Raw genomic sequence first — 18,206 nt, forward strand, 5'->3', positions numbered from 1 at the left:
ATATTTCCAACGAACCCTGAGAGTCCAGCATGGCCTTCAACAGCATCGAAGAAATCATCGAAGATTATCGTCTCGGCAAAATGGTTTTGCTGGTCGATGACGAAGACCGCGAAAACGAAGGCGACCTGTTGCTGGCCGCCGACCGTTGCACGCCAGAAGCGATCAGCTTTATGGCCCGTGAAGCACGCGGGCTGATTTGCCTGACGCTGACCGACGACCACTGCCAGCGTCTGGGTCTTGAGCAAATGGTGCCGGCCAACGGCAGCGTGTTCAGCACCGCGTTTACAGTGTCGATTGAAGCGGCAGTTGGCGTGACCACCGGTATCTCGGCAGCGGATCGCGCCTGCACCGTTGCCGCCGCCGTTGCTCCGAATGCCCGCGCTGAAGACCTGGTGCAGCCCGGCCATATCTTCCCGCTGCGCGCCAAGGAAGGTGGCGTGCTGACCCGCGCCGGGCATACCGAAGCGGGTTGTGATTTGGCACGCCTCGCCGGGTTTACGCCGGCATCGGTGATCGTCGAGGTGATGAATGACGACGGCACCATGGCGCGACGTCCGGATCTCGAAGTGTTTGCGCGCAAGCACGGGATCAAGATCGGCACCATCGCCGACCTCATCCACTATCGCCTGAGCACCGAACACACCATCGAGCGGATTGGCGAACGTGAGCTGCCGACGGTGCATGGCACGTTCCGTTTGATCACCTTTGAGGATCGCATCGAGGGCGGTGTACACATGGCGATGGTCATGGGCGATCTGCGCCGCGAAGAGCCGACGCTGGTGCGTGTGCATGTGATTGATCCGCTGCGGGATCTGGTTGGCGCCGAGTACAGCGGGCCGACCAACTGGACGTTGTGGGCGGCGTTGCAACGGGTCGCGGCTGAGGGGCATGGGGTTGTGGTGGTGTTGGCCAATCACGAGTCGTCGCAGGCGTTGCTGGAGCGAGTGCCGCAATTGACCCAGCCGCCAAGGCAGTTCAGTCGTTCGCAATCGCGGATTTATTCCGAGGTGGGGACTGGGGCGCAGATTTTGCAGAATCTGGGGGTGGGTAAGCTGCGTCACCTAGGCCCTCCTCTGAAATACGCCGGCCTGACCGGGTATGACCTGGAAGTCGTCGAAAGCATCCCCTTCACCGAATAACCCGAAACCTCCGCAAATCCAGTGTGGGAGCGAGCCTGCTCGCGCGAAAGCAGGGTTTCAGTCGCTGGAGATGTTGGCTGATCCACCGCTTTCGCGAGCAGGCTCGCTCCCACAGTGTTTCGCATTTCAAGCCACAAAAAGCAGCTCCGCCAGATAACCGGTAAGGCAAAGTGCTTGCACAAAGTTTGGAATACCATAATATGATATTCCATAGACCGGACACTCCAACGAACGTCCATCTACTGCTCCCGATAGGCGGGCAACAACGCAAGCCCGCTCAAAAACACAACAATGAGGGCGTGAACATGGTGTTGAACAAAGCTGCAACCGCGATCTTTTTTGCGGGACTGCTCAGCGTCACCGGCCAGGCTGCAATGGCGGCCGACAGCGTGAACTTCGTCAGCTGGGGCGGAAGCACCCAGGACGCGCAGAAACAGGCCTGGGCCGATCCGTTCAGCAAGGCCAGCGGCATCACCGTCGTGCAGGACGGCCCGACCGACTACGGCAAACTCAAAGCCATGGTCGAGAGCGGCAACGTGCAGTGGGACGTGGTCGATGTCGAAGCCGATTTCGCCCTGCGCGCCGCCGCTGAAGGCCTGCTCGAACCCCTCGATTTCAAAGTCATCCAGCGCGACAAGATCGACCCGCGTTTCGTCAGCGATTACGGCGTTGGCTCGTTCTTCTTCTCCTTCGTCCTCGGTTACAACGAGGGCAAACTCGGCGCCAACAAGCCGCAGGACTGGAGCGCCCTGTTCGACACCAAGACCTACCCGGGCAAACGCGCCCTCTACAAATGGCCAAGCCCCGGCGTGCTCGAATTGGCGCTGCTGGCCGATGGCGTACCTGCCGACAAGCTCTACCCGCTGGATCTGGATCGCGCCTTCAAAAAACTCGACACCATCAAGCAAGACATCGTCTGGTGGGGCGGCGGCGCGCAGTCGCAGCAACTGCTGGCGTCCGGTGAAGCGAGCATGGGCCAGTTCTGGAACGGTCGCATTCACGCCCTGCAAGAAGACGGCGCGCCGGTCGGCGTGAGCTGGAAACAGAACCTGGTCATGGCCGACATTCTGGTGATTCCAAAGGGCTCGAAAAACAAGGACGCAGCGATGAAGTTTCTCGCCAGCGCCAGCAGCGCCAAAGGCCAGGCCGACTTCTCCAACCTGACCGCCTACGCCCCGGTCAACCTCGACAGTGTGGAGCGTCTGGATTCGGCGCTGGCCCCCAACCTGCCGACTGCCTACGCTAAGGATCAGATCACTCTTGATTTCGCGTACTGGGCCAAAAACGGCCAGGCCATCGCGACACGGTGGAACGAATGGCTGGTCAAATGAAAATGGCGGCCACCGCGTCCCGTCCCTCCACTGCCACCGGCAGCGCCCAAAGCGCTGCCGGCTCGGCCCACGGAACACAGGCGGTTGCGATGCAGCAAGCCCCGTCCCTCAGACAACGCTGGCGCGGCGCCGGCAACCTCGTGCCGGCGCTGTTGTTCATCGGCCTGTTCTTTCTCGCGCCGTTGATTGGCCTGCTGCTGCGCGGCGTGCTCGAACCGACGCCAGGCCTCGGCAACTATGAACAACTGTTCGCCAACTCGGCCTATGCCCGCGTCCTGCTCAACACCTTTTCGGTGGCCGGGCTGGTAACGCTGTTCAGCCTGCTGCTGGGCTTTCCGCTGGCCTGGGCGATCACTCTGGTGCCGCGCGGCTGGGGGCGCTGGATCCTCAACATCGTGCTGCTGTCGATGTGGACCAGCCTGCTCGCCCGCACCTATTCGTGGCTGGTGTTGCTGCAAGCGTCGGGCGTGATCAACAAGGCGTTGATGGCGATGGGCATCATCGATCAGCCGCTGGAGATGGTGCACAACCTCACCGGCGTGGTGATCGGCATGAGCTACATCATGATTCCGTTCATCGTGCTGCCGTTGCAGGCGACCATGCAGGCCATCGACCCGATGATCCTGCAGGCCGGCTCGATCTGCGGCGCCAGTCCGTGGAGCAACTTCTTCCGGGTGTTCCTGCCGCTGTGCCGGCCGGGTCTGGCCTCCGGTGGTTTGATGGTGTTCGTCATGTCGCTCGGTTACTACGTGACCCCGGCGCTGCTCGGCGGGGCGCAGAACATGATGCTGCCGGAGTTCATCATTCAGCAGGTGCAATCGTTCCTCAACTGGGGCCTGGCCAGTGCCGGCGCCGCGTTGCTGATCGCGATCACTTTGGTGCTGTTCTACTTCTACCTGAAGCTTCAACCGGAATCCCCGGTTGGCGCCAGTAACGCGAGGTAAGCCGACATGCTCCTGACCCCCAATGCGATGAGCCGGCGCATGCGCTTCGGCTTGTATGCAACCACCGGGCTGATCGGTCTGTTCCTGCTGTTGCCGATCGTGTTTATCGTGCTGCTGTCGTTCGGTTCCTCGCAGTGGCTGGTGTTTCCACCACCGGGCTGGACGCTGAAATGGTACGGCCAGTTCTTCTCCAATCCCGACTGGATGAACGCCGCAGCCGCCAGTCTCAAGGTCGCTGTGCTGACCACGATCTGCGCCGTGGCCCTTGGTTTGCCGACTGCGTTTGCACTGGTGCGCGGACGTTTTCCCGGCCGGGAAATGCTCTACGGCCTGTTCACCCTGCCGATGATCGTGCCGCTGGTGATCATCGCCGTGGCGGTGTACGCGCTGTTCCTCAAGCTCGGTTACACCGGGACGATGTTCGCCTTCGTGGTCAGCCATGTGATCGTCGCGCTGCCGTTCACCATCATCTCGATCATCAACTCGCTGAAACTGTTCGACCAGTCGATTGAAGACGCGGCGGTGATCTGCGGCGCGTCACGCCTGCAAGCGGTGTTCAAGGTGACGTTCCCGGCGATCCGCCCGGGCATGGTTGCCGGCGCCCTCTTCGCCTTCCTCGTTTCGTGGGACGAAGTGGTGCTCAGCGTGATGATGGCCAGCCCGACCCTGCAAACCCTTCCCGTGAAAATGTGGACCACCTTGCGCCAGGACCTGACGCCAGTGATCGCCGTCGCTTCGACGCTGCTGATCGGCTTTTCGGTATTGGTCATGGTCATCGCCGCCGCACTGCGCCGGCGCAACGAAATCAGCGCCTGAGCGCCCAGGAGTACGACATGAGTGCCGTGATCAAAGACGCTTCCCAGCAGAACGACAAACCCCTGGTCAGCCTGCGCAACCTGAACAAGCACTACGGCGACTTTGCCGCCGTCGACAACATCTCGCTGGACATCAAGGACGGTGAATTCCTCACTTTTCTCGGTTCCAGCGGCTCGGGCAAAAGCACCACGCTGTCGATGCTCGCCGGGTTTGAAACGCCGAGCAGTGGCGAGATCCTCGTCAACGGTGAATCGCTGGTGAATGTACCGCCGCACAAGCGTGACATCGGCATGGTGTTCCAGCGTTATTCGCTGTTCCCGCATCTGTCGGTGCGCGACAACATTGCGTTTCCTCTGGCGATTCGCAAACTGGCGACGGCGGAGCGCGAGAAGCGTGTCGATGCGATGTTGAAACTAGTGCAGCTCGATCAGTTCGCTCATCGCCGCCCTTCGCAACTGTCTGGCGGCCAGCAACAGCGTGTCGCCATCGCCCGCGCCTTGGTCTACGAACCACGCATTCTGTTGATGGACGAACCGCTCGGCGCGCTGGATAAAAAGCTGCGCGAGGATTTGCAGGATGAATTGCGCCAATTGCATCGTCGTCTGGGCATCACCATCGTTTACGTGACCCACGATCAGGAAGAAGCCATGCGCTTGTCGCAACGCATCGCGATTTTCAGTCACGGCAAGATTGTTGGATTGGGCAGTGGTTATGACCTTTATCAGAATCCGCCGAATGCGTTTGTCGCCTCGTTCCTCGGTAACTCGAACTTCCTCAAGCTCAAGGCGCAGGGCAATGCGGCGGCTTCGTTTGAAGGACAGTCATTGTCGATTCGCCTGACCGCTGGGTTGCACACCGATCAGGATGTGTTGCTGATGGTGCGGCCGGAAAAAGCGCAGGCGTTGAGCGTGGCGCAAGCGATCAGCGAACCGTTGCCATCGGGTTGGAACGAGGTTTCAGCGAAGGTCGTAGAAGTGCTGTTTCTCGGCGAAAGCCAGACCTGCAGCGTGGTCACCTCGGGCGGCACCTCAATGACGGTGAAAGCATTGTCAGCCGCGGGCATGCCGCTCAAGGCCGGCGACCCGGTACAAGTGCGCTGGGCCACGGCTGATGCCTGCGTCTACACCGAATGGAGCGAAAGCGACCTCAACAAAGCCGCCGGTTCCCACTGAAACCCCCTGTAGGAGCTGCCGCAGGCTGCGATCTTTTGATCTTGCCGTTAAAAACAAGATCAAAAGATCGCAGCCTCGTTTCACTCGACAGCTCCTACAGGAATGCATTCCAAATGTCGGAGCGGGCTTGCTCGCATAGAGGCTATCGCGAGCAGGCTCACTCCTACAATTAAACCGTGTTTGCGCCTCAGGGCCGCGGTGGCACTTTTTTTGATCTCAAGGCGCGACCGTTACATCGCCCTGCCCGCTCTCGGCGAGCGCTGCAGCGACAAACCCTTCAGCCTTCTTGCGCTCGACAAACGCCCGCACATACGCCGCGCCGGCCCTGCGCCCACGGGGCACGGCCATGGCCTGGCGAATCGCCGTGAATGCACCGTCCAGCACGCGGTAACGCGCGTCGGCATCCGCGACTTTCTGCAATGGCTGACGGACACCGGCGGCGGCATCCAGGTGTTGCTCGATAAACAGGTCAACGGCACCCGCCGAGGTTTCGGCACGCTCCAATTGTGCGTGCTGCAGCGTGCGACTGAGGAACAAGTCGTAGGCTGCGCCTTTGCCAACGGCCAATCGCAATCCTGGCTGATCGAGATCCTCGACGTTGCGATACGGGGCCTGTGCCTTGACCAGATAAGTCCCTTCAATGATCACGTAAGGCGCGCTGAACGCAATCTGCGCCTCGCGCACCGGCTCGATGGCGAGAAACGCCAGATTCCATACGCCCTCTTCCAACGCCGCGAAAACCTTGCCCGCCGCATCAAAGGTGCGCAACTCCAATTCGACACCCAGCTCGGCAGCCAATGCTCTGGCCAATGCCACCGAAACACCCTGCGGCGCACCGTCCGCCCCGCGCTGTGCCAGCACCGGGTTGCCAAAATTGATGGCGGCATGCAGCACGCCGTCGGGCGCGAGATCGGCCATCACGGCCGGGGTGATTGCACTCATGGTGTTGCTCCCTGATCGGATAAAAAGTCAGTGTGCGTCGTGGCTGACACTGTCGAGGACACAACACACAGCGCGTAAGCCTTATGTCGGTGCCTGACAGGCACTCAAGTGTTCCAGCGCCCGACGCGTCACCGCATCGATGTAAGCCGCGTCACCATAGACCCGAGCCAGCAGAATCGCCCCCTCGTAATCCGCCACCCATTGTCGAGCGGTCAGCAAGGCTTGTCCCTCATCGACCTCGCCTTCCAGCAAATGCGCAAACGCCTTGGCCCATGCATCGAAAAAGCCGCGAATCGGCTCCAGCAATTCACTTTTACCGTACGCAGCATCGACCGCCACCACGCCCATCAGGCAACCAATCGAGTCATTCTGAAACAGCCGCGCAGCCTTGCGGCCCATTTTGCTCAGGCGTTCTTGTGGCGTGAGTTTTTCGTCGAAGGCCACGGCAAACAAGGTCTGGTTGATGACCTGATGCGTCCAGTCGAGCACGTCACGCAGCAAGGCCTCCTTATTCGGATAGTGGTGATAGAACGAAGCCTTGGTAAAGCCGCAAGCGGACGCGAGTACGTCCATGGTGGTGCCATGGTAGCCAAGGCGTTTGAAGGTATTGGCGCACCGCAGGAGCAGCTCTTCACGGGGGATTTTCAACGGTCGCACGGGTATTTCCTGATCCGGATAACTGGCGGTGATTCTATGACATAAGCCTGCCCTTCTCAATTTGACGGTTACCAACTGTTCGTTTAGTTTCTATTTACCGAACAGATGGTCAGTAACTGGCCGCCGACAAAAAATCAGGGAGAGCAGAGATGAACGAAGCCAACAGTGGCCCCGGCCGAGTCACCCGCGAACAACGCGGTCAGTTGTTTTTGATCGGTCTGGATCGCGCCGGCAAACGCAACGCATTCGACAGTGCAATGCTGACGGACCTGGCATTGGCCATCGGCGAGTATGAGCGCAATGACGAACTCCGCTGCGCCGTGCTGTTCGCGCATGGCGAGCACTTCACCGCAGGCCTGGACTTGATGGAGCTGACGCCGAAACTGGTGTCAGGCGCCTTCAAGTATCCTGAAGAAGGCATCGACCCATGGGGCGTTTCCAAACCGCGCAGGCGTAAACCGGTGGTGGTTGCCATTGAAGGCATTTGCTGGACGGCGGGCATCGAATTGATGCTCAACGCCGATATCAGCATTGCCGCCACCAATGCCCGTTTCGCTCATCTGGAAGTGTTGCGCGGGATCTCACCCGCCGGCGGTTCCACCGTGCGCTTCACCCGCGCAGCGGGCTGGACCGCCGCCATGCGCTACATGCTCACGGCGGAAGAGTTCGATGCCGATGCCGCCCTGCACATGCGCCTGCTGACCGAAGTGGTCGCACCCGGCCAGACTCTGGCACGCGCCATCGAATACGCCGAACGCATTGCCAAGGCTGCGCCTCTGGCGATTCAGGCGACGCTGCAATCGGCGTTTCTGGCGCAGGATCAGGGAGACGATGCGGCACTGTCGACGCTTGATGAACAACTGCTGGCTCTGATCAAAACCGAGGATGTCCGCGAAGGCGTCATGGCGATGATGCAAAAGCGCGAACCGCAGTTCAAAGGTCGCTGAAGGCTTTGCTCAACTCACTCGGAACAATTTCATGAACACCATGGCCGCAGCCTTTGCCGAATCGATCCAGAGACAGGACATCGCCCTCATTGCCCGCGATGGTTATCCGTTGTCCGCCAAGCGCTACGGCGCAGCGGGCGTCGTCAAAGGTAACCTGATCATGGCCGGTGCCACCGGGGTCCAGCAGCGCTTTTATCGGCGTTTTGCCGAGCACGCGGCGCGCCAGGGCTTTCACGTGCTGACCCTCGATTACCGGGGCATCGGTGAGTCGAAACCGGCTTCGCTCAAAGGCTTTGAGATGTCTTATCTGGATTGGGCTTATCAGGATTTGGCGGCGGCAGTGGATCTGCTAAGCCAGGAAGCATTGCCGCTGTATTGGGTCGGCCATTCGTTTGGTGGTCATGCGATTGGTCTGTTGCCCAATCACCCCGCCCTGACAGCTTGCTACACCCTGGGCAGTGGCGCGGGGTGGAGCGGCTGGATGTCCCGAACCGAGGCCTGGAAAATCCGTCTGATGTGGACGTTTGTGCTGCCGGTGATTGTCGCCCGCAAAGGCTACATGGCCTGGAGCATGCTGGGCATGGGCGATGATTTGCCGCTGGGCGTTTACAACGACTGGAAACGCTGGTGCAAATTCCCCCACTACTACTTCGACGACCCCGAGATGAGCCATCTGCATGCGCTCTACGCCGAGGTCACAACGCCATGCGTTTTCGCCACGTCGGTCGATGATCCGTGGGCGCCGCCGCGTTCGCGCGATGCGTTTGTCAAAGCCATGGTGAATGCACCGCTGACATTGCTGGATCTGCAGCCGCCGGCGGGCAGCAAACCGTACGGGCACATGGGTTACTTCCGCGAAAGCGCACAGCCGTTGTGGGATGAGCTGCTTGATTGGCTGCAAAGCGTCCCTGCACACACCACATAACTTGTAGGAGCTGCCGCAGGCTGCGATCTGTTGATCTCGCTGTTAAAAACAAGATCAACAGATCGCAGCCTCGTTTCACTCGACAGCTCCTACAGGGGTTTTGTGGTGTTTAGGTGATCGGGGAATAGCCTTCAATTTCGTCCGGCCAGGCGGTGAGGATTTCGAAGCCGGTTTCGGTCACCGCGACCATATGCTCCCACTGCGCCGACAACGAACCATCCTTGGTCAGCACCGTCCAGCCGTCCGGCATGTTCTTCACGTGACGTTTGCCGGCATTGAGCATCGGCTCGACAGTGAAAATCATCCCGGCCTTGAGCTTCATGCCCTGATTGGGAAAGCCGTAATGCAGGATTTGCGGCTCATCGTGATAGACCTTGCCGATCCCGTGCCCGCAATACTCGCGCACGACGCTGAAGCCTTCCTTCTCCGCCAGGCTCTGGATCGCGTGGCCGATGTCGCCCAACGTCGCGCCCGGTTTCACCACGCGAATACCCGCGCACATCGCTTCGTAAGTGGTCTTGATCAGGTGCTGCGCCTCAGGCGTCGCCTCACCCACCACGTACATGCGGCTGGTGTCGCCGAACCAGCCGTCCTTGATCACCGCGATATCGAGGTTGACGATGTCGCCATCCTTCAACGGCGTCCCCGATGGAATGCCGTGGCAGACCACGTCATTAACCGAGGCGCAGACGGTTTTCGGAAAGCCGTGATAGCCGACGTTGGCCGGCACCGCTTTCTGCACGTTGACGATGTAGTCGTTGCACAGCCGATCCAGTTCATCGGTGGTCACGCCGGCCTTGACGTGCGGCACCAGCATCGCCAGCACTTCAGCGGCGAGTTTGCCGGCAGCGCGGGATTGAGCGATGTCGGCCGGGGTGTTTATCTTGATCTGGTTTCTCATGCGCTGACGGCTTCCTGAGTCAGTTGTTGCAGGTCGAGCCCGCCATTTTGTTCGGCGCGAATCAGCAAGCGGCAAATGGCGCTGTGGTCGAGGTTGGGGTGCAGTTCGGCGAGCATGCCGATACGCATCCAGTGCTCGGCTTGCGCGTTGATCGAGCGGCTGAGGGCGTTGCTGGAGATCCGCAGGTTCTCGTGCATGTCCTCTGAAATCTTTACGATGCCCATATATGAATCCGATACGATGTGTATATGGAACGTATATTAGCCAAGCCTCGTCGGAGATTGCAAACCCTCAGCCGAGTGCCGCATCGAAAAACGACGAAATGAGCCGACTGGAACGCCGTTCTGCCAAGCAATAAAGATACGTCTCGGTGAACAGCTCTTCGCCCTCGATTCTGATCGTGCGGATTTTCGGGTCGGCAATGAACTCTGCTTCCGACACCACCCCCAATCCCAGCCCGCGCACCACCGCTTCACGCAACGCCTCACGACTGCCAATTTCCATGGCGATCCTCGGTTTCACTTGCGCCGCATTCAGCGCCTCCTCCAGCACCAGCCGCGTGGTCGAGCCGGGTTCGCGCTGCAGCAGTCGCTGCCCTTCCAGTTCTTCCAGGCGCACGCTGCCGCGATTGGCCAACGGATGCTCATGGTGGGCAAACAAGATGATCGCGTGCCGCGCGTAACGCACCGAACACAACGCCGGATCATCCTGACGCCCGGCCAGCACCGCGATATCGGTCACATAGTTTTCCAAATCCGACAACACCTGCGCAGAGTTACCAACGCGGATCGACACGTCGATATTCGGATGCTGTTGCAGGTAACTGTCGACCATTTCGATCACATGAAACGGCCCCACCGCACCGACCTTGAGCTGGCCGCTGTCGAGCCGCCCGGAGTCGCGCAGCAGGTTGTGCGCTTCCAGTTCCAGCAAGGCCAGCCGTTGCGCGATGGGCAGCAATTGCCGCCCGACATCCGACAATTCAATCCGCCGCCCACGCCGATGAAACAGTTCGACGTTGTGCTGTCGCTCCAGACTCTGCACCTGCGTGGTCAGTGTCGGTTGACTGAGCCCCGACGCCCGCGCCCCGGCACTGAAACTGCCGTGGCGGGCGACGGCGAGAAAGGCCCGCAATTTGGCGCTCGACATCCATAGACTCCATCAATAGTTAGCTGCGGTTTCGCATATTGAATTGATTGAATGACTGTCACGTGACAGACCTAGCCTGTGGCAACTCCCAACCACACCGTGGAATGCCATGCAAACAATTAACCAGTTTCTGCGTGCCGCCAGCCTTGCCGTACTTGCCCTGAGTGCCAGCCAGGTCTGGGCCAAGGACAAACTGACCATTGGCCTGATCCCCTCCGAAGATTCCCAAGCGATGATCGAATCGAGCAAACAAGTGCTCGACGATCTTCAAGCCAAAATCGGCATGCCGGTGGTGCCGTTCGTGGCCACCGATTACAACGGCATTATCGAAGCGCTGCGCTCGGGCAAACTCGACGTCGCCTACCTCGGCCCGTTCTCCTACGTGCTGGCGACCTCGGTGGCGGACGTCGAAGCGTTCTCCGTGGCGGTGACCAAGAAGACCGGCCAGAGCGCTTACAAAAGCGTGATTCTGGCGCGCAAGGACAGCGGCATTCATTCGCTGGCCGACCTCAAGGGCCATACATTCGCGTTCGTTGACCCAAGCTCGGCCTCCGGTCATTTGTTCCCGAAAGCAGGACTGGAGCAGGCCGGGTTTGTGCCGGACACTTTGTTCAAACGAGTGATTTTCTCCGGCTCCCACGACGCCAGCATCCTCGCGGTCGAGAACAAGAAAGTCGACGCCGCTGCCGTGGCTGACCGCATCTTCGCCAGCGCCGTGGCCAAAGGCGTGGTCAAGCAGGATGACTTCGAAATTGTCTGGAGTTCCAAGCCGATTCCCGAATCGCCGATGGTCTGGCGCAAGGCGCTTGATCCGGAATTGAAGAAGAAAGTCGCCGACGCGCTGGCCTCGATCAAGGACGTGCCGTGGGGTGATCAGGGCGTGCTCAATGGCTTCCAGCCCACCACCGACGCGTCCTATGACGTGGTGCGCGAAACCGCCAAGGTGCTCGATCTCGATTTGCGGAGCATGAAATGATCAGCATCCGCCAACTGAGCAAACACTACGGCAGCAACCCGGTGTTGCGCGGCATCGACCTTGACGTCGCTGCGGGCGAATTCGTCGTGGTGCTCGGTCAGTCCGGCGCCGGTAAATCGACCTTGCTGCGTTGCATCAATCGCTTGGCGCAGGCCGACAGCGGCACGCTGAACGTGGCGGGCATTGATGCCCTCGCCTGCCCCGACACCAGCGTTTTGCGCCGTGAAGTGGCGATGATTTTTCAGCACCACAACGTCGTGCCGCGCCTCAGCGTATTGAAGAATGTGCTGACTGGGCGCCTCGGTTCCGTCGGCACCCTCGCCTCGATTCTGCAACTGTTTCGCCGTGACGATGTGGCGCTGGCGATGCAATGCCTGGAACGCGTCGAACTGGCGCACAAGGCCGGTGAGCGCACCGATTCATTGTCTGGCGGGCAGAAGCAACGCGTCGGTATTGCCCGCGCCTTGGCGCAACGGCCGCAGGTGATTCTGGCCGATGAACCGATCGCCAGCCTCGATCCGAAAACCGCGCGACTGGTGTTGCAGTACCTGCGCGATGCCACCCGCGAACTGGGCATCACCGTGCTGTGCAATCTGCACCAGGTCGAATATGCCCGCGAGTTCGGCGACCGCGTGGTTGGCCTCGCTCACGGCAGTCTGGTGTTCGATGTCAAAGCGTCGAGCATGACCGACGCCGATCTGGCGCGAATCTATCCGGGGCAATCGGCAGAACACTCCGCTGATATGCCGACGCCCACCCTGTCCTACCGCACCGCCTCGAGGGCCTGAGCATGCAATCGCCAAACTATCAGTGGGTCGGCGAACGGCCCCGTGGCACACGCAGTTGGCTGACCACCGCCGGCATCGTCGTGATCGTGCTGTGGACGCTGAACTGGAGCGCGCACGGTGCGCAACTCAGCCTCGGTGAACTGGCAGCGGGATTGCCGCAGATTGGTGACTTTCTCTCGCGCACCTTTCCGCCGGATCTGAGCATCCTGCCGCGTCTGGTCGCGCCAGCGCTGGAGACTTTGCAGATCGCCATTTGGGGAACCCTGCTCGGCGTGTTGCTGGCGATTCCGCTGTCCTTCCTCGCCGCGCGCAATCTGAGCCGCAATCGCTGGGTGTTTCACATCACCCGTCAGGCGCTGAATTTCACCCGCAGCATCAACGAACTGATCCTCGCGCTGATCTTCGTCTCGGCCGTTGGCCTCGGCCCGTTCCCCGGCGTGTTGGCGCTGGCGCTGCATGGTCTGGGCATGCTCGGCAAGTTCTTCGCCGAGAGCATCGAAGAGATCGATCAAGGCCCGATTGAAGCGCTGCAAGCGACCGGTGCACGACCGTTGCAGGTGATCGTGTTTGGCGTTTTGCCGCAGGTAATCACGGCGTGGATTGCGGTGATTTTGTACCGCTTCGAAGTCAATCTGCGCTCGGCCACGGTGCTGGGCATGGTCGGCGCCGGCGGCTTAGGTTTCGAACTGGTGAGCAGCCTGAAGTTGTTCAAATACCCGGAAACCGCGACCTGCATCATCGTCATCACTTTCATGGTCATCGTTGCCGATGCCATCTCCAGCCGCCTGCGCGCGGCGATCCAGAGCGGTTCGGCACACTGACGTCGAGCGGCTATCGGCTGAGCCGATTCAAACCTGCGATTTATCGATTTGTGCCGTTGTCGGCCGCCATCGAGTATGTGGCCACACGACAACAACAAGAGGGATTCACCATGACTGCCCGTTTTCAGAACCCCGTCGACACCCGTTTCGGCTGGGGCAGCCTGCAAGACCTCGCTGCCATTACCGACCAGCAGACCGTGGCCCTCGTTACCTTCCCTGAGGCCCGTGGGCTGGGGCTGGTCGATCGCCTGCAAGCGTTGCTCGGTGAGCGTCTGGTCTACGTGTTCGAAGACGTTCAGCCCAACCCGGACGTCGCCCATTTGCGCAGTACTTATGAGCAGTTCTGGCAGCAGGCCGGCGATTGCGATGTGGTGCTCGCGGTCGGGGGTGGCAGCGCCATCGATACCGCCAAAGCGTTGATCGTCGGCACCGAGTCCGGGCATTTCGATGAGTTGTTGACGCTGCTGGCGACCGGCAAGCCGTTCACTCCGGCGCGTTGCAAACAGCTGATCGCCGCACCGACCACCGCCGGCACCGGCAGCGAAGTCACGCCGTGGGCGACGATCTGGGACAGCGCCAGCCAGAAGAAATACTCACTGCACTTGGATTGCACCTGGCCGCGCGTGGCGATCATCGATCCACAACTGATGCTCACCGTGCCGGCCGGCGTCACCGTGTCCACCGGGCTCGATGCGTTGTCCCACGCGCTGGAAGCGATCTGGAACGTTAACGCCAACCCGGTCTCCGACACCTTCGCCATTTCTGCGATTGAAGACATTCTCGAATGCTTGCCGCGTCTGCAAAAAGACCTGTCGAGCCAAGAGTTGCGCACGCGCATGGCACTCGCCGCGCTCAAGGCCGGGCTGGCGTTTTCCAACACCAAAACCGCGCTGGCGCATTCGATTTCCTACGAGATGACCCTGCGCCACGGCTTGCCCCACGGCATCGCCTGCTCTTTCACCCTGCCGCTGGTGCTCGGTCTGGCCTGGGGTCACGACGCCACCCGTGACCGCATCCTGCAACGGGTATTCGGCGAGGATCTGCTCACCGCGCAACAGCAGTTGCGCGAGTTCCTCCACCGCCTCGGGGTGAAAACCGAGTTCGCCGATTACGGCGTCTCGGCCAAGGACGCCGAAGACATCATCCACCTCGCGATGCAGGGCGCGCGCGGCAAGAACTTCATCGGTTCGCAAGCTGCCTGACGCCCGACGCCACCCGATCCACCCAAGCACCGCCTACGGCTCATAGCCGTGGTGATTTCCTGCCGCACCGAAAAAGAGTGCACCCGCCGACGACAAACGGCGGGAACCCACAACAATAAGGAAAAGATCATGAATCGTGCCGAAACAATGCCTGGTCTCGCCGTACGTTCTGCCTCGTTCCGGGTCGCACAGTGGCGCATGCTGCTGGCGGCGATGTTTTGTTACCTGTTTTTCTACACCGGACGGCAGACCTTCGGTTTTGCCATTCCGGGCATTCAGGCCGAGTTCGGTTTGAGCAAAGAAACTCTCGGCTGGGCTTCTGCGGCGATGCTGTGGGCCTACGCGATTGGCCAGGCCATCAACGGCAACCTCGCCGATAAGTTCGGTGGCCGACGGATCATGACGTTGGGGGCGGTGCTGTCTTGCGCGGCAAACTGGGTGACCAGTTTTGCCGGCGGTTTCACCAGTCTGATCCTGCCGTGGGGCGTCAACGGGTACTTTCAGGCCTTGGGCTGGGCGCCGGGCGGGCGGCTGATTGCCAATTGGTGGGCGGCCGGCGAACGCGGCAAGGTCTATGGCTTCTACACCTTCGCCGCCGGTTGCGCGTCGATTCTGTCGTACGTCACCTCCATCGTCGTGCTTGAAGTGCTGCAACTGGAATGGCGCTGGATCTTCCGTTTGCCGGTACTGCTGATGCTCGCCGGCGGGATCATTTTCTATCTGGTTGCCCGTGAACGCCCGCAGGATCTGGGCTTCGAACCGGTAGGCGATACCGGCGTGGCCAACGCTGACGACAAACATCAGGAAGCCGCGCATGGCGAAGTCGATACCTCGGCGCAACGCTATAAAGCCGTGTTGAAGAATCCGCGCCTGCTGATCGCCGCGCTGTCACTGGGCTTTCAGAACGCGGCGCGCTACGGCTTGATCGTCTGGGTGCCGGTGCACTTTCTCGGCGCCGACTGGAAAAGCGGCGACGGCATGATCGATCCGAAATGGATCACCGTCGCCCTCCCCGTCGGCATGGCGGTTGGCGCGTTGAGCAACGGCTGGGTGTCGGACAAGCTGTTCGGCTCCAAGCGCTATCTGGCGATCATGCTCTACATGTTCCTTGGCGCCGCGACGAGTCTGTGGATGTGGAGCCTGCCGCCGCACAGCGTGATCGGCCTGGTCGCGTTGTTCCTTTGCGGCTTCTTCGTCTACGGCCCGGCGTCGAGTTTCTGGGCACTGTGTCCGGATCTGGTTGGTGCCAAACGCGCCGGCACCGCAACCGGGATCATGAACTTTTCGTCCTATCTGTTTGCCGGCCTCGCCGAGCCTTTGATCGGTCGTTTGCTTGACACCACGGCAAACACGTCTCTCATCTTCATAGTGGTCACCAGCGCCTGCCTGTGCAGCGCGGCAGTGGCATTGTTCATTCGACGCTGATGGGGCTTGCATGTACCAGTATCACAAGTGGTTGCGTTCGTTTCATGCAGTGGCGAAAACCGGCAGCTTCACCCTCGCGGCAGAGTACCTCAGCGTCGGTCAGCCGACCGTCAGCGAGCAGGTCAACGCGCTGGAGAAAACCTTCTCGGTCGAGCTGTTTCATCGGCGCGGGCGCTACATCGAGATGAGTTCCGCCGGGCACAAGCTCTACGCAATCACTCAAGGTCTGTTCGGCCAGGAGGACGAAGCGGTGCAACTGCTGCAGAGTTTCAAGCAACGCAAGAACGGCATGCTGCGGCTCGGCGCGGTGTCGCCGCCGATTGCGATGAATCTGACCTACGAGCTGATGCAGCGGCACCCGGACATCGAACTGGAAACCTCGTTTTCCTCGGAAAAGGAAACCCTCGCGCGGCTGTTCAACTTCGATATCGACGTGGCGATTCTGGCGTTGTCGGAATTCGATGAGCGCTTCCACACCCGGTTGTATCACCGCTATCCGATTATTGCCGTGGTGCGCGATGACCATCCGTGGGCCAGCCAGTCGCAGGTTCACATCAGCGAAATCAGCCGCGAGAAATGGGTGATGCGCGAGCAAAGTGCGCGCACCCGGCAACTGGTTGAAGAAAGCTGCAAGCGCCTCGATATCGACCTCAACCGCGTCATGCAACTGAACAGCCGCGAAGCCATCGTGCACGCGATCGTCAAAGGCATCGGCATCGGTTTTGTTTCGGCGGTCGAGTACGCCGAAACCCCGGGCACCACGCCGATCACCTTTGTCGATCACCCGTTTTTCATCGAATACCACCTGTGCTGCCTCGGCATCCGCCGCAACCGACCGGTGATTGCCGAATTGTTTGATTCGAATCCACCGCTGACCTGATCAGCATTGACCCTTGAAACCGCCTACCTCATTGCCGAGGGACGGCCCACGCTTACCCGAAATCGGAGATTTGACCATGCAGTACAAAAACCCGACTCACCTGCAAGCCGCGATCCTTGACTGGGCCGGTACCGTTGTCGACTTCGGCTCGTTTGCGCCGACGCAGATTTTTGTCGAGGCCTTTGCCGAGTTCGGCGTCGCGGTATCGCTGGAAGAAGCGCGCGGCCCGATGGGCATGGGCAAATGGGATCACATCCGCACGTTGTGCAACCTGCCGCAGATCGCCGAGCGCTATCGAGCCGCGTTCGATCGCTTGCCGAGTGATGAAGATGTGACAGCGATCTACGAGCGTTTCATGCCGTTGCAGATCGAGAAAATCGCCCTGCATTCGGCGGTGATTCCCGGTGCGCTCGAAGCGATTGCGGCGTTGCGCGACAAGGGTTTGAAGATTGGTTCGTGCTCCGGGTATCCGGCGGTGGTGATGGCCAAGGTTGTCGAGCTGGCGCGAGAGAATGGTTATGTCGCTGACCATGTCGTCGCCACCGATGAAGTGCCCAATGGCCGGCCGTATCCGGCGCAGTCGTTGGCCAACGTGATTGCCTTGGGCATCGATGATGTGGCCGCGTGCGTCAAGGTTGATGACACCTGGCCGGGGATTCTTGAAGGGCGTAGCGCGGGGATGTGGACGGTGGCGTTGACTTGCTCGGGGAATGCGCTCGGATTGACCTACGAACAGTTCAAAGCGTTGCCGTCGGATCGTCTCGCGGAAGAGCGTGAGCGTATCGGCAAGATGTTCGCGCCATCGCGTCCGCATTACTTGATCGACACGATTGCCGAGCTGCCTGAAGTGATTGAAGACATCAACGCGCGCCTGGCCCGAGGTGAAACCCCACAAGCCTGCTAATACACGCCCCTGACCTGCTGATCGTTCCCACGCTCTGCGTGGGAATGCAGCCCGTGACGCTCCGCGTCACTGGACGCAGAGCGTCCCTAGAGGCGTTCCCACGCGGAGCATGGGAACGATCGGTGGCCTCGCTCAAATCGCAGGCAAAAAAAAGCTGCCAAAACTGGCAGCAGAAACTTTAAGAACACGCGATGTATTGACCCCAGCATAGACGCTGAATAATGACAGTGTCATGACAGCGACAAATTCACTGAACCGCCCCCGCCCCGTCATCAGGATGTCATCAA

General features: G+C 60.3%; 19 protein-coding genes. 14 read left to right on the forward strand and 5 right to left on the reverse strand.

All coding sequences use genetic code 11. The features are described from left to right. The first annotated feature begins 29 nt into the window (after positions 1–29). From ribBA to AD669_RS15220, 5 genes are all read left to right on the forward strand, one after another. On the forward strand, positions 30–1,139 hold the full coding sequence (ribBA, locus tag AD669_RS15200) for a bifunctional 3,4-dihydroxy-2-butanone-4-phosphate synthase/GTP cyclohydrolase II (RefSeq protein WP_053121187.1): 1,110 nt from the start codon (positions 30–32) through the stop codon (positions 1,137–1,139). Positions 1,140–1,444: 305 nt separating this feature from the next. Next, positions 1,445–2,470, forward strand: a complete 1,026-nt coding sequence (locus AD669_RS15205) for an ABC transporter substrate-binding protein (protein ID WP_053121189.1) — start codon at positions 1,445–1,447, stop codon at positions 2,468–2,470. Further along, positions 2,467–3,414 (forward strand): ABC transporter permease, encoded by a 948-nt coding sequence (locus AD669_RS15210; RefSeq protein WP_053121191.1) that lies wholly within the window; start codon positions 2,467–2,469, stop codon positions 3,412–3,414. The genes AD669_RS15205 and AD669_RS15210 overlap by 4 nt, the downstream gene beginning before the upstream one ends. A 6-nt stretch (positions 3,415–3,420) precedes the next feature. Beyond that, positions 3,421–4,230, forward strand: coding sequence for an ABC transporter permease (locus AD669_RS15215; protein ID WP_053121192.1), 810 nt, complete (start codon positions 3,421–3,423; stop codon positions 4,228–4,230). Between the two features lie 17 nt (positions 4,231–4,247). Continuing rightward, positions 4,248–5,402 carry an ABC transporter ATP-binding protein gene (locus tag AD669_RS15220; protein WP_053121194.1) on the forward strand — a complete coding sequence of 385 codons (1,155 nt, stop codon included), beginning with the start codon at positions 4,248–4,250 and terminating at the stop codon, positions 5,400–5,402. A gap of 216 nt (positions 5,403–5,618) precedes the next feature. Here the strand turns inward: AD669_RS15220 and AD669_RS15225 are convergent, their stop codons facing one another. Then, positions 5,619–6,344, reverse strand: a complete 726-nt coding sequence (locus tag AD669_RS15225; protein WP_053121196.1) for a transporter substrate-binding domain-containing protein — start codon at positions 6,342–6,344, stop codon at positions 5,619–5,621. A gap of 81 nt (positions 6,345–6,425) precedes the next feature. After that, positions 6,426–7,001: a TetR/AcrR family transcriptional regulator gene (locus AD669_RS15230; protein ID WP_053121198.1), complete on the reverse strand. Its 576-nt coding sequence runs from the start codon at positions 6,999–7,001 to the stop codon at positions 6,426–6,428. 149 nt (positions 7,002–7,150) lie between these two features. Here AD669_RS15230 and AD669_RS15235 point away from each other — a divergent pair, with 149 nt between their 5' ends. Next, positions 7,151–7,948: a crotonase/enoyl-CoA hydratase family protein gene (locus tag AD669_RS15235; protein ID WP_053121199.1), complete on the forward strand. Its 798-nt coding sequence runs from the start codon at positions 7,151–7,153 to the stop codon at positions 7,946–7,948. Between the two features lie 31 nt (positions 7,949–7,979). After that, a complete protein-coding gene (locus AD669_RS15240) occupies positions 7,980–8,873 on the forward strand; it encodes an alpha/beta fold hydrolase (protein ID WP_053121201.1) in 894 nt (297 codons plus the stop codon). 109 nt (positions 8,874–8,982) lie between these two features. Here the strand turns inward: AD669_RS15240 and map are convergent, their stop codons facing one another. From map to AD669_RS15255, 3 genes are all read right to left on the reverse strand, one after another. Continuing rightward, positions 8,983–9,774: a type I methionyl aminopeptidase gene (gene map, locus AD669_RS15245; RefSeq protein ID WP_053121203.1), complete on the reverse strand. Its 792-nt coding sequence runs from the start codon at positions 9,772–9,774 to the stop codon at positions 8,983–8,985. Beyond that, on the reverse strand, positions 9,771–9,998 hold the full coding sequence (locus AD669_RS15250; protein WP_007918027.1) for a ParD-like family protein: 228 nt from the start codon (positions 9,996–9,998) through the stop codon (positions 9,771–9,773). The genes map and AD669_RS15250 overlap by 4 nt, the downstream gene beginning before the upstream one ends. Before the next feature lie 67 nt (positions 9,999–10,065). Then, on the reverse strand, positions 10,066–10,923 hold the full coding sequence (locus AD669_RS15255; RefSeq protein ID WP_053121205.1) for a LysR substrate-binding domain-containing protein: 858 nt from the start codon (positions 10,921–10,923) through the stop codon (positions 10,066–10,068). A gap of 109 nt (positions 10,924–11,032) precedes the next feature. Between AD669_RS15255 and phnD the strand changes: the two genes are divergently transcribed. The 7 genes from phnD to phnX all read left to right on the forward strand — a co-directional run bounded on the left by phnD (position 11,033) and on the right by phnX (position 17,919). Next, the gene (gene phnD / locus AD669_RS15260) at positions 11,033–11,899 is read left to right on the forward strand and encodes a phosphonate ABC transporter substrate-binding protein (protein WP_082341454.1); all 867 of its coding nucleotides are present in this window, start codon (positions 11,033–11,035) and stop codon (positions 11,897–11,899) included. After that, positions 11,896–12,687, forward strand: a complete 792-nt coding sequence (gene phnC, locus AD669_RS15265; protein ID WP_053121206.1) for a phosphonate ABC transporter ATP-binding protein — start codon at positions 11,896–11,898, stop codon at positions 12,685–12,687. Before phnD ends, phnC begins: the two co-directional genes overlap by 4 nt. 2 nt (positions 12,688–12,689) lie before the next feature. Continuing rightward, a complete protein-coding gene (phnE, locus tag AD669_RS15270; RefSeq protein ID WP_053121208.1) occupies positions 12,690–13,508 on the forward strand; it encodes a phosphonate ABC transporter, permease protein PhnE in 819 nt (272 codons plus the stop codon). 110 nt (positions 13,509–13,618) lie between these two features. Then, positions 13,619–14,710: an iron-containing alcohol dehydrogenase PsrA gene (gene psrA / locus AD669_RS15275; RefSeq protein WP_053121210.1), complete on the forward strand. Its 1,092-nt coding sequence runs from the start codon at positions 13,619–13,621 to the stop codon at positions 14,708–14,710. 129 nt (positions 14,711–14,839) lie between these two features. Next, complete coding sequence (locus AD669_RS15280) at positions 14,840–16,135, forward strand: MFS transporter (protein ID WP_053121212.1); 1,296 nt, start codon at positions 14,840–14,842, stop codon at positions 16,133–16,135. 10 nt (positions 16,136–16,145) lie between these two features. Then, positions 16,146–17,015: a LysR substrate-binding domain-containing protein gene (locus tag AD669_RS15285; protein ID WP_053121214.1), complete on the forward strand. Its 870-nt coding sequence runs from the start codon at positions 16,146–16,148 to the stop codon at positions 17,013–17,015. A gap of 76 nt (positions 17,016–17,091) precedes the next feature. Beyond that, positions 17,092–17,919: a phosphonoacetaldehyde hydrolase gene (phnX, locus tag AD669_RS15290; RefSeq protein WP_053121216.1), complete on the forward strand. Its 828-nt coding sequence runs from the start codon at positions 17,092–17,094 to the stop codon at positions 17,917–17,919. The last annotated feature ends 287 nt before the right edge of the window (positions 17,920–18,206 follow it).

Origin of the sequence: Pseudomonas sp. P1.31 (assembly GCF_001269815.1) — a bacterium.
Lineage (GTDB): Bacteria > Pseudomonadota > Gammaproteobacteria > Pseudomonadales > Pseudomonadaceae > Aquipseudomonas > Aquipseudomonas rustica.

Excerpts from the sequence above, each read along its gene's own strand:
- ribBA (WP_053121187.1), top strand. The coding sequence starts at position 30 with ATGGCCTTCAACAGCATCGAAGAAATCATCGAAGATTATCGTCTCGGC.
- AD669_RS15205 (WP_053121189.1), top strand. The coding sequence starts at position 1,445 with ATGGTGTTGAACAAAGCTGCAACCGCGATCTTTTTTGCGGGACTGCTC.
- AD669_RS15210 (WP_053121191.1), top strand. The coding sequence starts at position 2,467 with ATGAAAATGGCGGCCACCGCGTCCCGTCCCTCCACTGCCACCGGCAGC.
- AD669_RS15215 (WP_053121192.1), top strand. The coding sequence starts at position 3,421 with ATGCTCCTGACCCCCAATGCGATGAGCCGGCGCATGCGCTTCGGCTTG.
- AD669_RS15220 (WP_053121194.1), top strand. The coding sequence starts at position 4,248 with ATGAGTGCCGTGATCAAAGACGCTTCCCAGCAGAACGACAAACCCCTG.
- AD669_RS15225 (WP_053121196.1), bottom strand. The coding sequence starts at position 6,344 with ATGAGTGCAATCACCCCGGCCGTGATGGCCGATCTCGCGCCCGACGGC.
- AD669_RS15235 (WP_053121199.1), top strand. The coding sequence starts at position 7,151 with ATGAACGAAGCCAACAGTGGCCCCGGCCGAGTCACCCGCGAACAACGC.
- AD669_RS15240 (WP_053121201.1), top strand. The coding sequence starts at position 7,980 with ATGAACACCATGGCCGCAGCCTTTGCCGAATCGATCCAGAGACAGGAC.
- map (WP_053121203.1), bottom strand. The coding sequence starts at position 9,774 with ATGAGAAACCAGATCAAGATAAACACCCCGGCCGACATCGCTCAATCC.
- AD669_RS15250 (WP_007918027.1), bottom strand. The coding sequence starts at position 9,998 with ATGGGCATCGTAAAGATTTCAGAGGACATGCACGAGAACCTGCGGATC.
- AD669_RS15255 (WP_053121205.1), bottom strand. The coding sequence starts at position 10,923 with ATGTCGAGCGCCAAATTGCGGGCCTTTCTCGCCGTCGCCCGCCACGGC.
- phnD (WP_082341454.1), top strand. The coding sequence starts at position 11,033 with ATGCAAACAATTAACCAGTTTCTGCGTGCCGCCAGCCTTGCCGTACTT.
- phnC (WP_053121206.1), top strand. The coding sequence starts at position 11,896 with ATGATCAGCATCCGCCAACTGAGCAAACACTACGGCAGCAACCCGGTG.
- phnE (WP_053121208.1), top strand. The coding sequence starts at position 12,690 with ATGCAATCGCCAAACTATCAGTGGGTCGGCGAACGGCCCCGTGGCACA.
- psrA (WP_053121210.1), top strand. The coding sequence starts at position 13,619 with ATGACTGCCCGTTTTCAGAACCCCGTCGACACCCGTTTCGGCTGGGGC.
- AD669_RS15280 (WP_053121212.1), top strand. The coding sequence starts at position 14,840 with ATGAATCGTGCCGAAACAATGCCTGGTCTCGCCGTACGTTCTGCCTCG.
- AD669_RS15285 (WP_053121214.1), top strand. The coding sequence starts at position 16,146 with ATGTACCAGTATCACAAGTGGTTGCGTTCGTTTCATGCAGTGGCGAAA.
- phnX (WP_053121216.1), top strand. The coding sequence starts at position 17,092 with ATGCAGTACAAAAACCCGACTCACCTGCAAGCCGCGATCCTTGACTGG.